Raw genomic sequence first — 12,546 nt, 5'->3', positions numbered from 1 at the left:
ACCGAAGGTCCGTCCATGACGGATCAGTCTGCCGCGCCGTCGCCCCGCTCGGCATCCCCCTCCTCGGCGGTCAACGCCTCCATCGCGGCCTCCACCTCCCCGGTGCGTCGCCGGGCGACGGCGGCGGACCGTTCGGCGGCCCGGCGGGCCAGTCGGGACCGGCTCAGTTCCTGCTCGGCGATGGCCCGGCGGCGTTCCAGCTCGGCCAGTTCCGTCTCGACGGCGTCCAGGGCGGCCGTCCCGTCGCGCTCGGCGGACTGCGCCGCGTCGAGGTCCGTCTCGGCCCGTTCCTGGTCGGTACGCGCCCGGTCCAGCTCCTTCTCCAGCGCCTTGCGGCGGCGGGCCAACTCGGCGCGGGCGGCTCGTCGGGCCTGTTCGGCACGCATCGCGCCGCGGTCCGGCCGGCGCGCGGGTGTCGCCGGTGCGGGCGGCTCCTCCCCGCCGGTGACCAGCCGCAACTGTGGCCGGGGCACCTCGCCGAACCCGGCGTAGTGGGCCGGGCGAAGCAACCGACCGGACCGCACCTGCTCGGCCACGCCGGGGTCGGCGAGGGCCGCGTTCAGGGTCGCCTCGACCTCGGCCAACGGCAGCTTCCCGGCCGACGGCGCCCCGGGCACGTCGGCGGCGAGCCGGCGTACCTCGGCGACCAGGGCGGAGACCACGGACCGCCGCTGCGCGGACAGCTCCCGCAGGCGCGGGCCGCGCAGTTCGCGCTGGGCGTCCCGCAACGCGTCGGCCAACTGCGCCAGGTCGTCGACCAACTCGGGACGCTCGACGGCGAGCAGGTTGACCAGCCAGGCGGCCACCGTGGGGCGGCGCAGTCGGGCGATCTCGCGGGCCCTCCGCCCGTCCCCGGCGCGCCGGGCCTGCGCCACCTCGGCGTCGCGGGCGGCGACGAACCGGTCGGGCGGCGTGCGGTAGAGCTGCGCCACCGGGTCGGACGGAGGTTCGGGCATGGGCTCAGCCGTCGATCCGGCTGCCCGGCTCCAGCCGCTGGTACTCGCTGCCGGACAGGGCGGTGTACTGCCGGTCGAGTACCGCGAGGCCGTGTGTGTTGAGCAGGGCGTCGTGCAGCGCGAAGACCCGGCGCGGGGAGACCGCCCGGATGAAGTCGACCACCTCGGAGAACTTCGACCAGGGCGCGTGGATCGGGGCGAAGAGCGTGTCGACCTGGATGTCGTCCGGCACGAACAGCGCGTCTCCGGGGTGGTAGACCACCTCGTCGAGCAGGTAGCCGAGGTTGTCGACGAGCGGGATGTCGGGGTGGATCACCGCGTGCCGGCCGCCGTAGGCACGGACCGGGACACCGGCGGCGGTGAACGCGTCACCGGGGGCGACCGGGCGCAGCGCCTCGGCCGCGTCGCCGAGCGGTCCGGCCACCGAGGCCGGTCCGTGAATGGTGAACGGCCGCCGGGCCAGTTGCCGGTTGATCGCCTCGGCGTCCACGTGGTCCTGGTGCTCGTGGGTGATCAGGACCGCGTCGGCCCCGTCCAGTGCCACGGCGGCCTCGCTGAACACGCCCGGATCGACGACCAGCACTCCCCCGTCGTGCTCGACCCGCAGGCACGAGTGGGCGTACTTGGTGATCCGCATCGTGATGCCTCCCATATCGAATCGTGACCGTCCTGAGCGCAGTCTGCCGGAACCCGGGGGACAGCGCTCGACGTCCGAGCTATCACCCGCTCCGGGCCGAGGAAGGGAACGTTGATGACACCGACAAGAACCCGCCGTCACGCGGCGACGGGAATGACTGCGCTGGTCATGCTGCTGGTGGTGACCGGCTGCGGTAGCGGCGACAGCGGCAGCGACAGCGCGGCGACCTCCGACGAGGCGGGCCGCGCCGCCGCACCACAGGCCGTGGACGGCGCCGGTCCGGCGGGCGAGCGGCCCGGTCCGGCGGATCAGCGGGGCGGTGCGGGCGCGGCGGCGGACACCCGGGTCGACCAACGGTCCATCGTCTACACCGGGTCGATCCGGGTGAAGGTGGACGACGTGGAGGCCGCCGCACGGGCGGCGTCCGACGCGGCCACCCGGGCCGGCGGCTTCGTCGGCGGCGACCAGCGCCGCAGCTCGGACGCGGACGCGGTGGCGGAGCTGACGCTACGGGTACCGGCGGACCGGTTCTATCCGGTGGTCGAGGAGTTGGCGGGTCTCGGTCGGCAGGAACGCCGGCAGATCGACACCGAGGACGTCACCGAGGAGACCGTCGACCTCGACGCGCGGATCGCCACCCAGCGGGCGCGGGTGGAGAGCGCGCGTCGGCTGCTGGACCGGGCCGAGTCAATCGCCGACCTGGTCAGCCTGGAGAACGAGTTGGCCCGCCGGGAGGCCGACCTCGCCTCGTTGGAGGCGAAGAAGCGGCGGCTGGCCGACCTGACCGCACTCTCCACGATCACCGTCAGCCTGGTGGGGCCGGACGCCAGCACCGCCGACGAGGAGCGGGAGATCGGCTTCCTGGCCGGGCTGAGCGGGGGCTGGACGGTCTTCCTCGTCTCGATGACGGTTCTGCTCACCGTGCTCGGCGCGGTGCTGCCCTGGCTGCTGGTCCTCGGCGTACCGCTGGGGGCGTTGTGGTGGTGGAGCCGCCGCCGACGCCGTGGGGTCCGCCCCGAGCCGGCGCTGGTCGCGCCGGTCGGCACGCCGCCACCGCCCGGGGTGGACCTCGGGTCGTCGTCGGTCAGCGCACCGCCGCCAGTGCCTGGAGCGCGGTCTGCACCATGAGTCGTACGCCCGCCGGGATGCACCGTTCGTCCACGTCGAACGACGCCCGGTGCAGGTCCACGTTCGGCCCGGAGCGGCCGACCCCGAGTCGGGCCAGCGCGCCGGGGACGTACTCCAGATACCAGGAGAAGTCCTCGCCGCCCATGCTCTGCGGGGTCTCGGCGACGCCCTCCGGGCCGAGCGCGGCGACGGTGGCCGAGGTCAGCACGTTGATGGCCGCCGCGTCGTTGCAGACCGGCGGGCGTCCCCGCAGGTACTCCAGGTCGACCGTGGCCCCGGTCGGGGCGATCACGTCCCGGACCACCTGCGTGACGATCTTCGGGGCCTGTTCCCAGGCGTCCCGATCCATCACCCGCAGCGTGCCGGAGGCGGACGCCTCGGAGGGGATGACGTTGTAGCGGGTGCCGGCGGAGGCGTGTCCGAAGACCAGCAGCAGCCCGCTGTTGGCCGGCACCCGGCGGCTGATCAGCGCGGGCACCTCGGTGATCAGCCGGCCGAGCGCGTCGACCAGGTCGACGGTCAGGTGTGGGCGGGCGGTGTGCCCACCCGGTCCGGTCAACCGGACCGTGACGTTGTCGGCGGCGGCGGTGATCGGCCCGACCCGCAGGCCGACCTTGCCGACCGGCTGGTTCGGGTCGCAGTGCAGCGCGAAGATCTGCACCACGTCGTCCAGGCCGCCCGCCTCGATCACTTCGAGCGAACCGCAGGGCAGGATCTCCTCGGCCGGCTGGAAGATCAACCGGACCCGGCCGGGCAGCTCGCCCAGGTCGGCGAGCTGGGCGAGCAGCATGCCGACGCCGAGCAGGATCGTGGTGTGCACGTCGTGCCCGCAGGCGTGGCAGACCCCGTCCACGGTGGAGCGGTACGGCACGTCCTTGACGTCGGTCAGCGGCAGCGCGTCGATGTCGGCGCGCAGCGCGATCACCGGCCCGTCGGGGCGGCCGTCGACGTCGCAGATGACCCCGTTGCCCTTGGGCAGCATGCGGGGGCTGAGCCCGGCCAGGGTGAGTTCCCGGGCGATCAGGGCGGCGGTGTCGAACTCCTGACCGGACAGCTCCGGATGCGCATGAATGTGACGGCGCGTGGCGATCAGGCCCGGTACCCGGAGGGCGAGCAGGTGGTCCAGCTCGGACGGCAGGGGCTGGCCACCGGTCGGTGGCGCCTCGGGCCAAGACGACGCCAATTGCTCGCCGGTCGGCATAGTCAACGCACTCGTCACGTCGAATTCTCGATCACTAGAAATGGATGGATCATCGGGGACAGCAGACAGCGTAGACCCCCGAAGGTAACTCTGCGCAACCTCGTTCCGGTGATGATCGGACCGCACAGCGTCACATATGCCCTGCTTGGAGTGCCCGTGGACGGGCTGGACAGCAGGTAGATCGCGTTCGTACGCAGTCATCCGCCCCCCACCTCCTACAACGCGTAATCGGCGTTTCGGGCGGAGAATCTTGTCGAAACTCGTCGCCCGTCGTTCCGAATTGTCGCATTAGTCGGCGCGATGAACTGACGGTACGACAATTACCCGACCACCCACGGCGATCAGCACCGGTGGACGTTCACACGTCCGGACGGCCGCCGACCGCACAGGGTGTGCGTCAAAGAGATCATTCGGGCGGAGTACCCGGAGACGGCCGCTTCGACACGCACAGCGACCGTGAGAGTGGCGAGCGGCTCAGAACCGGTCGGTCGGGCGGTAGACGCCCCACACCTCGCGCAGCGCCCCGCACACCTCGCCGACGGTGGCCCGCTCGCGCAGGGCGGCCTTCATCGGATAGAGCACGTTGCCGGTGCCCGAAGCGGCCTCCCGCAACTCGTTCAGGGCCCGCTCGACGACCGCGCCGTCCCGCCCGGCGCGCAACTTGGCCAGCCGCTCGCCCTGCGCCGCCTCGATGGCCGGGTCGACCCGCAGCGGCTCGTACGGCTCCTCGGCGTCGATGGTGAACCGGTTGAGCCCGACCACCACCCGCTCACCCGAGTCGATCTCCTGCGCGATCTGGTACGCGGACTGCTCGATCTCACGCTTCTGGAAGCCCGCCTCGATGGCGTCCACCGACGACCCGTACTCGAAGACCCGACCCATCAGCGCGTCCGCCGCCGCCTCGATCTCGGCGGTCATCGCCTCCACCACGTACGAGCCGGCGAACGGGTCCACCGTGGCGGTCAGGTCCGTCTCGTACGCGAGCACCTGTTGGGTCCGCAGCGCCAACCGGGCCGCCTTCTCGGTGGGCAGCGCGATCGCCTCGTCGAAGCTGTTGGTGTGCAGCGACTGGGTGCCGCCGAGCACCGCGCCCAGCCCCTGCACCGCGACCCGGACCAGGTTGACCTCGGGCTGCTGGGCGGTCAACTGCACGCCCGCGGTCTGGGTGTGGAAGCGGAGCATCAGCGACTTCGGGTTCTTGGCCCCGAACTCGTCGCGCATCAGGCGGGCCCAGATCCGCCGGGCCGCCCGGAACTTCGCCACCTCCTCCAGCAACGTGGTGCGGGCGACGAAGAAGAACGACAGCCGGGGCGCGAAGTCGTCCACGGCCAGCCCGGCGGCGATCGCGGCGCGGACGTACTCGACGCCGTTGGCCAACGTGAAGGCGATCTCCTGCACGGGGGAGGCGCCGGCCTCGGCCATGTGGTAGCCGGAGATCGAGATGGTGTTCCACTTCGGCACCTCGGCCCGGCAGTAGCCGAACGTGTCGGCGACCAGCCGCAACGACGGCTTCGGCGGGAAGATGTAGGTGCCCCGGGCGATGTACTCCTTGAGGATGTCGTTCTGGATGGTGCCGTTGAGCGCGGCGCCCGGCACCCCGTTCTCCTCGGCGACGAGCTGATAGAGCAGCAGCAGCACCGAGCCCGGCGCGTTGATCGTCATCGAGGTGGAGACCTTGTCCAGCGGGATGCCGTCGAAGAGCAGCCGCATGTCCTCGATGGAGTCGATGGCGACACCGACCTTGCCGACCTCGCCCGAGGCGATCGGGTCGTCGGAGTCGTACCCCATCTGGGTGGGCAGGTCGAACGCGACCGAGAGACCCATGGTGCCGGCCCGCAACAACTGGTGGTACCGCGCGTTGGACTCGGTGGCGGTGCCGAAGCCGGCGTACTGGCGCATGGTCCACGGGCGGGAGGTGTACATGGTGGGATAGACCCCACGCGTGTACGGGTACTCGCCCGGAGCGCCCAGCCGGGAGTCCAGATCACCCGGCAGGTGCTCCGCCGTGTAGACGCCCTCGATCGGGAAGCCGGACTCGCTTGACCGCCGCCGTTCGCTCATCACCGGATGGTAGGACGAATGTGCTGGTCACTGGGTGAGGGATAGCGCACACTCGACCCTCCCGGCGACACCACCCGACGTGAGGGCCCGCACACGTACCGTTCCGCACGGTAAACGTCCGCCGCGCCGGGTTTCGCATCGGGCGTCTGAACCAGCAAGATAGGGAGGTTGTGTCCCAGCCCCCTCGACTTCCCCCGGTGGCTTTTCTGTGACTCAGATCCCGACGTGGAGCGGCGGACCAGTCAGCACCCCCACCAACGGCCGCGCGACACCCGGCACCGTCATCGGTGACCGGTACTCGTTGCGTTCGACGGTGGGCAACGGTGGCATGGGCACTGTCTGGCGGGCCACAGACACACTTCTGCGGCGCGACGTGGCGGTCAAGGAGGTCGTCCTGCCGCCCGGCCTGGCGCCCAGCGACCGCGACGCGATGTACGAACGCACCCTGCGCGAGGCCCGCGCGGCAGCCGCCATCGCCCACCCGGCGGTGGTCCAGGTGTACGACGTGGTCACCGAGGCCGGACGCCCGTGGATCGTGATGGAGCTGCTGGACGCCCGCAGCCTCGCCGACATGGTGATCGAGGACGGGCCGATCGCCCAGCGGGTGGTCGCCAAGATCGGCATCGCGCTGCTCGGCGCGCTGGAGGTGGCCCACGCCATCGGGGTACTGCACCGCGACGTCAAGCCGGCCAACGTGCTGATCTGCTCCGACGGCCGCTGCGTGCTGACCGACTTCGGTGTCGCCCGGATGCCCACCGACGTGCAGCTCACCACGCCGGGGATGGTGCTGGGCTCGCCGCACTTCATCTCGCCCGAGCGGGCCATGGGTCAGGAGTTCGGCCCGCCCAGCGACCTGTTCTCCCTCGGCGTGACGCTCTACACCGCCGTGGAGGGTCGGCCGCCCTTCGACCGGGGTGACCCGATCGAGACGATGCACGCGGTGGTCGAGGACCCGCCGGCCCCGCCGCAGCGCAGCGGCCCGCTGACCCGGGTGCTCATGGGCCTGCTGGAGAAGGACCCGGCCCGTCGGCTCGACGTGCACACCGCCCGCGCCATGCTGCGCGAACTGCTCGCCGGCCCGCTGAGCAGCACCGCCTCCGCGGTCAACTCGATGACCGACCCCTATTCGGTGGTGCCGGTGCCGCAGCAGTCCGCGCCGATCACCGCGCCGGCCGCCCCCGCGAAGAAGTCCAAGTCCGCAAGTGAGATCGGCGGCCGGGCGATGCTCGGCCCCGGTGAGTCGCTGACCGACCGGCTGGCCGCGCTGAGCCGGGGTGAGCGCCCCGGCAAGGCCACCGCCACCAGTGCCGCCGCGATGGAGGACACCAGCGCCGACGCGTTGGCCCGCCCGGGTCAGCAGAACGCCGCCTCGTCCGCCGGCCGCACCTACGGCGGCGGGTCCGAGACGACCCAGCGCATCGGTGGGTCGGAGGCCACCCAGCGGATCGGCGGCGCGGACGCCACCCAACGCATCGGGGCCGACGCCACCCAGCACATCGGCGCGGACACGACGCAGCACATCAGTGCCGGGGCGTACGGGTTCGGTGCCCGGCCGGAGGCCACCCAGCAGCTCGGCGGCGACTACGGCGGTCGCTGGCCGGCGGCGCCCCGCCAGCCGTACGGGGCACCACCGCCGCCCGCCGGTGGGGGCGGCGGCCCGCTCGACAAGGCCAAGGGCGCAGGCGCCCGCGCGGTCGAGACCGTGAAGGGCTGGCCGCGCAAGGTCCAGCTCGCGGCGGCCGGTGGCCTGGTGCTGGTCCTGCTGATCGGCGCGGTGGCGCTCTCCGGCGGCGGCGGTGACCCGCCCGTCACCGACCCGGTCGCCGGGCCGGGCAACTCCTCGGACGAGGGGGAGCCGGTCGAGATGCAGGAGCACTCGGCGCGCGGCGTGCAGATGCTGGTGCCGAAGGGCTGGAAGCGGACCGCCCCGGCCGGGGCCGTCTACATCGACTACACCGACCCGGACGACAGCGGTCGCCGGGTCCGCATCCTCAACGAGAAGTGGGCCGGCAGCTCGACCCGCTGGGCGCAGAGTGCGGAGAACAACCTCAGGACCCGATCGAACTCCTGCGCCAAGCCGTACACGCAGATCTCGATGGCGGACAAGGAACTGGCCGGCAAGCCGTCGGCCGAGTTCGAGTACACCTGCGGTGACGGCGAGGCCAGGCGGCACGGTGTCTGGCACGGGGTGGCCCACGAGGGTCGGATCTACTCCTTCTATCTGACCGTCAGCGACGCCCGGTTCGACGAGAGCAAGCCGATCTATGACGAGATGCTCAAGTCGTTCCAGCTCACCTCCGCGGGCTGAGGGCGACCGGTCGCTCTCAGCCGGGGAGCCGTCCCCGGTGATCCGCCGCCGTGCTATCAAGAGGCAATGGCGGCGGAGACCACTGACATCGACACCATCCGCGAGCAGGCTCAGCGCTGGCTCGCCGACGACCCCGACCCGGCCGACCAGGCGGAACTGCGAGCGGTGCTCGACCGACTGCCGGACAGCGCCGCCGAGCTGGCCGACCGCTTCGCCGGGCCGCTGACCTTCGGCACCGCCGGGCTGCGCGGCCCGCTGCGCGCCGGCCCCAACGGCATGAACCTCGCCGTGGTCACCCAGGCCGCCGCCGGGCTGGTCGCCTGGCTCGCCGCCGAGGGCGGCACCGGCCCGCTGGTGATCGGGTACGACGCCCGGCGCGGCTCCCGCGCGTTCGCCGAACAGACCGCCCGGGTGGCCACCGGAGCGGGACGTCCGGCCCTGCTCCTCCCCCGCCCGCTGCCCACCCCCGTGCTGGCGTACGCGGTGCGGCAACTGGGTGCGGTCGCCGGAGTGATGGTGACGGCGAGCCACAACCCGCCGCAGGACAACGGCTACAAGGTCTATCTCGGTGCCGAACTGGGCGGGGACTCCGGTGCCGGGGCCCAGATCGTGCCGCCGGCCGACACCGGCATCGAGGCCGCCATCCGGGCGGTCGGTCCGCTGACCCGGGTGCCGCTCGGTCCCGCCGGCCAGGTGCTCGGCGACGACCTGGTGGCCGGGTACGTGTCGCGGGCGGTGCAGGTGGTGCCGCCCGGCGGTCCCCGGGACCTGACGGTGGCGTACACCCCGCTGCACGGCGTCGGCGCGACGGTCCTCACCGCCGCCTTCGCCGCCGCCGGTTTCCCGACCCCTGGGGTGGTGCCGGAGCAGGCCGAACCGGACGCCGACTTCCCGACGGTGAGCTTCCCCAACCCGGAGGAGCCGGGCGCGGTGGACCTGCTGGTCGCGCTCGCCGACACCACCGGCGCGGACCTCGCCATCGCCAACGACCCCGACGCCGACCGCTGCGCCGTAGCGGTCCGGACCCCGGCCAGCGCACCCTCTGCTCCGGTTGCAGGTGGGCCGAGCGGCCCAGCGGGCGGTGCAGGTTGGCGGATGCTGCGCGGGGACGAGGTGGGGGTGCTGCTCGCCGACCACCTGATGCGGCGGGGCGTGACCGGCCTGTACGCCACCACCATCGTCTCGTCGTCACTGCTGCGGGCGATGTGCACCGCCCGGAACCTGCCCTACGGCGAGACGCTGACCGGGTTCAAGTGGATCGTGCGGGCCGGGGACGGCTCCGCGCCGCTGGTGTTCGGCTACGAGGAGGCGCTCGGCTACTGCGTCGCCCCCGACCACGTACGTGACAAGGACGGCATCACCGCCGCGCTGACCGTCGCCGAGTTGGCCGCCGACCTCAAGACCCAGGGCCGTACGCTCACCGACCGGCTGGACGAGTTGGCCGCCGAGTTCGGCGTCCACCACACCGATCAGCTCTCGGTACGCGTCGACGACCTGCGGCTGATCGCCGACGCGATGGCCCGGATCCGGGCGGCCACCCCGGACACGCTGCTCGGTCAGCCGGTCACCGAGGCACAGGACCTGCTTCCCGAGGCGGACGTGATCATCCTGCGTACCGGGGCGGCGCGCGTGGTGATCCGGCCCTCCGGCACCGAGCCGAAGCTCAAGGCGTACCTGGAGGTGGTGGAACAGGTCGCCGACGGTGACGTCGCAGCGGCCCGGGCTCGCGCGGAGAGCGCCGTCGGAGAGTTGCGGGGCGAGGTCGCGCGCGCTTTAGGGATGTAAGGAAGGGCACCTTATTAACGCCTCGTGCATAGCAGGGGTCCCCTCCTAACACCCGAGCACAATCACCGAGCGCTACCGCTTGCCTGCATTGAGCGCCAACAAATAGCATCACTCCATCAGCCATCGCCATTCCGCATTCGACGGAAACGCCTTCGCGATACGTTTCCTCGACAGCGCGAATTGGTTGCATTCTGGAACTGAGGAGTGTTGCACGGTGCATGCAACGAACGGTTCGACCGTCCCGCGACGGCAGCTCGGCAGGCTGCTCACCCAACTCCGGGTCGACGCCCGGGTCAGCATCGAGGCGGCAGCCGAGCAGTTGGACTGCTCGCGACAGAAGATCTGGCGGATCGAGCGCGGCCTCTCCCCGGCCAGGGGTCCGGACGTGCGCGTGCTCTGCGATCTCTACCAGGCAACTCCCGACCAGGCGAGCGTGCTGATCGGGCTCGCCGAGGTCGGCAAGGCCGAGGGGTGGTGGCACGCGTACGGCCGCTCCATCCCGGCCTGGTTCTCGCTCTACGTCGGACTGGAAAACGTGGCCAGTAGCGTGCGGCACTACAACGCCGAACTGGTGCCGGGACTGCTACAGACCCCCGAGTACGCCACCGCGCTCTTTCTGCACAACCGGCCCGAGTTGGGCGAGGAGGAACGGAAGAAGGCGGTGCACTTCCGAATCCAGCGGCAGGGACTACTGACCCGACGCCTCCCACCCGCTCCGGAACTGGCCGTGATGCTCAGCGAGGCGGTGCTGCGCCGCCCGGTGCCCGACCGGCCGGTGATGGCCGGTCAACTCCGCCACCTGCTTGCCGTCGGGCAACGGCACAACATCTCCATCCGCATCCTGCCGCTCGCCGCCGGCCCGCCACTCGCCGCCGAGGCGGGCACTTTCGTGCTGCTCGACTTCCCGGACTCCCTGCTCGGAAGCCCGTCCGAACCACCCACCGTCTATGTCGAAGGGCTCACCGGCGCGCTCTATCTCGACCAGCCGCACGAGATCGCCGCCTACGTGCGGGTCTGGCGAGGGCTGGAATCCATCGCGCTCGGGGAGAGAGAATCGACGGATCTCATCGATGCCATCCTGGGAGAGTGCTATGAGTGACCTGACCGGCGCGACGTGGCGCACCAGCACCCGCAGCGGCACCAACGGCGGCGACTGCGTCGAGGTCGCCGACAACCTGTCCGACGTCGTCGGCATCCGCGACAGCAAGGACCCGACCGGCCCGACCCTCACCGTCACGCCGACCGCCTGGTCCGCCTTCGTCACCGCCGTCCGGACCGACCACCTGTCCCACTGACAGTCCCACTGACACCCTGCTCCACCGACTCGGCACCGGCGGCGTCACGGGGAATGCCCCGCACCCGTGGCCTGAGCGAGAAGCCGCGCTCGACCCGTCCGGCGTCACGTATGCCGCCGTGCCCAGCGACCGACGTGTACGAGGCCGGTCTCCCCCGGCCGGGTCCGTGCACAGCCGACCGAGGTGCATGGACCCTGCCGGGGACCTGGATTCATCGCGAACTTGACCATCACTGGGACAGTGGATGCCCGGAGCGCCAATTCGACTCAGATTTCTTCGACCCATCAAAGCGCGCCATCCAGGGAGGATCCCGCATCAATGGACGTCATGATCCCGCTTCTCGTCGGGATTCCCATCGGTGTCTTTCAGTCGATTCTTATGCTCTGGATAGTCTTCCGGGTGCTCTCCCCACGACTTGCCTGGTCCGCGCCGATGGTCGTGACGCCGTCCGCAGCAGGCAAGGGAGCGGCCGAACTCGTCGCCACGGTGTCCAACGTCGGGCATCGCGACGCGGTCGACGTGGCATTTCACGCCGACCTTCGAGTTGACCACGAAAGGACCGCCGACGGACTGACGCGCATCCTCATCAAGCTGCCACTGAACTCGTCGTGGATGCCCCGGATCCGCCGAGGCAGCTTCAGACGCGTTCGGATCGAGGACGTCCGTGTTCCCGCCAGCGAGTGGGAGCGCCTCAGACTTCGCACGGGAATCGAGGCCGACACGGTCGTCGACGCACTCCAGGCAAACCCGAACGCGCACGTCCGCTTGTACGGGCTGGCTTCGGATCCCTTCAGCGGCTCGCGTCAGGTGTTCGTGTCACTGGATCTCTACGCCCGCGACTTCAAGCCGGTCGAACCCCCGCTGGACTCCTAAGGGCCGTCCGGACCGTCCACCTGCCCACCGACCCTCGCCCCTCATCCCCCTCCCCCGCCGCACCGCACCGCGCCGCACCACGCCGCGCCCCGCCCCGCCCCGCCCCGCCGCGCCGCGATCATGGAGTTGTGGCGGTCACAAAGGTGAGCGAATAAGCACAATTCACGAACCGCAACTCCATGATCGCCGAACGCACGGCACGACCGACGAACGCACGGCACGACCGACGAACGCACGGCACGACCGACGAACGCACGGCACGACCGACGAACGCACGGCACGACCGACGAACGCACGGCACG

General features: G+C 71.3%; 10 protein-coding genes. 6 read left to right on the top strand and 4 right to left on the bottom strand.

The features are described 5' to 3' along the window. Positions 1–23 precede the first annotated feature (23 nt). Both ACWDVW_RS29095 and ACWDVW_RS29090 read right to left on the bottom strand, forming a co-directional pair. Positions 24–956 carry a hypothetical protein gene (locus tag ACWDVW_RS29095; RefSeq protein ID WP_449955149.1) on the bottom strand — a complete coding sequence of 311 codons (933 nt, stop codon included), beginning with the start codon at positions 954–956 and terminating at the stop codon, positions 24–26. 4 nt (positions 957–960) lie between these two features. Continuing rightward, entirely contained in the window at positions 961–1,593 is a 633-nt protein-coding gene (locus ACWDVW_RS29090) for an MBL fold metallo-hydrolase (RefSeq protein WP_396740706.1), read from the bottom strand. 153 nt (positions 1,594–1,746) lie between these two features. On the opposite strand from ACWDVW_RS29090, the gene ACWDVW_RS29085 reads away from it, so the two are divergent. Beyond that, on the top strand, positions 1,747–2,721 hold the full coding sequence (locus tag ACWDVW_RS29085) for a DUF4349 domain-containing protein (protein WP_449955146.1): 975 nt from the start codon (positions 1,747–1,749) through the stop codon (positions 2,719–2,721). Here the strand turns inward: ACWDVW_RS29085 and ACWDVW_RS29080 are convergent. After that, positions 2,678–3,940 carry an amidohydrolase gene (locus tag ACWDVW_RS29080; protein ID WP_449955144.1) on the bottom strand — a complete coding sequence of 421 codons (1,263 nt, stop codon included), beginning with the start codon at positions 3,938–3,940 and terminating at the stop codon, positions 2,678–2,680. The two genes, ACWDVW_RS29085 and ACWDVW_RS29080, sit on opposite strands and share 44 nt — an antisense overlap. A 456-nt stretch (positions 3,941–4,396) precedes the next feature. Next, entirely contained in the window at positions 4,397–5,983 is a 1,587-nt protein-coding gene (locus ACWDVW_RS29075) for an acyl-CoA mutase large subunit family protein (RefSeq protein WP_449955141.1), read from the bottom strand. 208 nt (positions 5,984–6,191) lie between these two features. Between ACWDVW_RS29075 and ACWDVW_RS29070 the strand changes: the two genes are divergently transcribed. The 5 genes from ACWDVW_RS29070 (at position 6,192) to ACWDVW_RS29050 (ending at position 12,244) form a co-directional block, all read left to right on the top strand. Continuing rightward, a complete protein-coding gene (locus ACWDVW_RS29070) occupies positions 6,192–8,291 on the top strand; it encodes a serine/threonine-protein kinase (RefSeq protein WP_449955138.1) in 2,100 nt (699 codons plus the stop codon). Positions 8,292–8,357: 66 nt separating this feature from the next. After that, entirely contained in the window at positions 8,358–10,076 is a 1,719-nt protein-coding gene (locus tag ACWDVW_RS29065) for a phospho-sugar mutase (protein WP_449955135.1), read from the top strand. A gap of 214 nt (positions 10,077–10,290) precedes the next feature. Next, positions 10,291–11,175, top strand: coding sequence for a helix-turn-helix domain-containing protein (locus tag ACWDVW_RS29060; protein WP_350695795.1), 885 nt, complete (start codon positions 10,291–10,293; stop codon positions 11,173–11,175). Beyond that, positions 11,168–11,371, top strand: a complete 204-nt coding sequence (locus ACWDVW_RS29055) for a DUF397 domain-containing protein (RefSeq protein ID WP_449955132.1) — start codon at positions 11,168–11,170, stop codon at positions 11,369–11,371. Before ACWDVW_RS29060 ends, ACWDVW_RS29055 begins: the two co-directional genes overlap by 8 nt. 318 nt (positions 11,372–11,689) lie before the next feature. After that, complete coding sequence (locus ACWDVW_RS29050; RefSeq protein WP_449955129.1) at positions 11,690–12,244, top strand: hypothetical protein; 555 nt, start codon at positions 11,690–11,692, stop codon at positions 12,242–12,244. Positions 12,245–12,546 lie beyond the last annotated feature (302 nt).

It is taken from the genome of Micromonospora sp. NPDC003241, from assembly GCF_053589795.1.
This window is presented reverse-complemented; position numbering and strand designations above follow the sequence as displayed.

Excerpts from the sequence above, each read along its gene's own strand:
- ACWDVW_RS29095 (WP_449955149.1), bottom strand. The coding sequence starts at position 956 with ATGCCCGAACCTCCGTCCGACCCGGTGGCGCAGCTCTACCGCACGCCG.
- ACWDVW_RS29090 (WP_396740706.1), bottom strand. The coding sequence starts at position 1,593 with ATGCGGATCACCAAGTACGCCCACTCGTGCCTGCGGGTCGAGCACGAC.
- ACWDVW_RS29085 (WP_449955146.1), top strand. The coding sequence starts at position 1,747 with ATGACTGCGCTGGTCATGCTGCTGGTGGTGACCGGCTGCGGTAGCGGC.
- ACWDVW_RS29075 (WP_449955141.1), bottom strand. The coding sequence starts at position 5,983 with ATGAGCGAACGGCGGCGGTCAAGCGAGTCCGGCTTCCCGATCGAGGGC.
- ACWDVW_RS29065 (WP_449955135.1), top strand. The coding sequence starts at position 8,358 with ATGGCGGCGGAGACCACTGACATCGACACCATCCGCGAGCAGGCTCAG.
- ACWDVW_RS29055 (WP_449955132.1), top strand. The coding sequence starts at position 11,168 with ATGAGTGACCTGACCGGCGCGACGTGGCGCACCAGCACCCGCAGCGGC.
- ACWDVW_RS29050 (WP_449955129.1), top strand. The coding sequence starts at position 11,690 with ATGGACGTCATGATCCCGCTTCTCGTCGGGATTCCCATCGGTGTCTTT.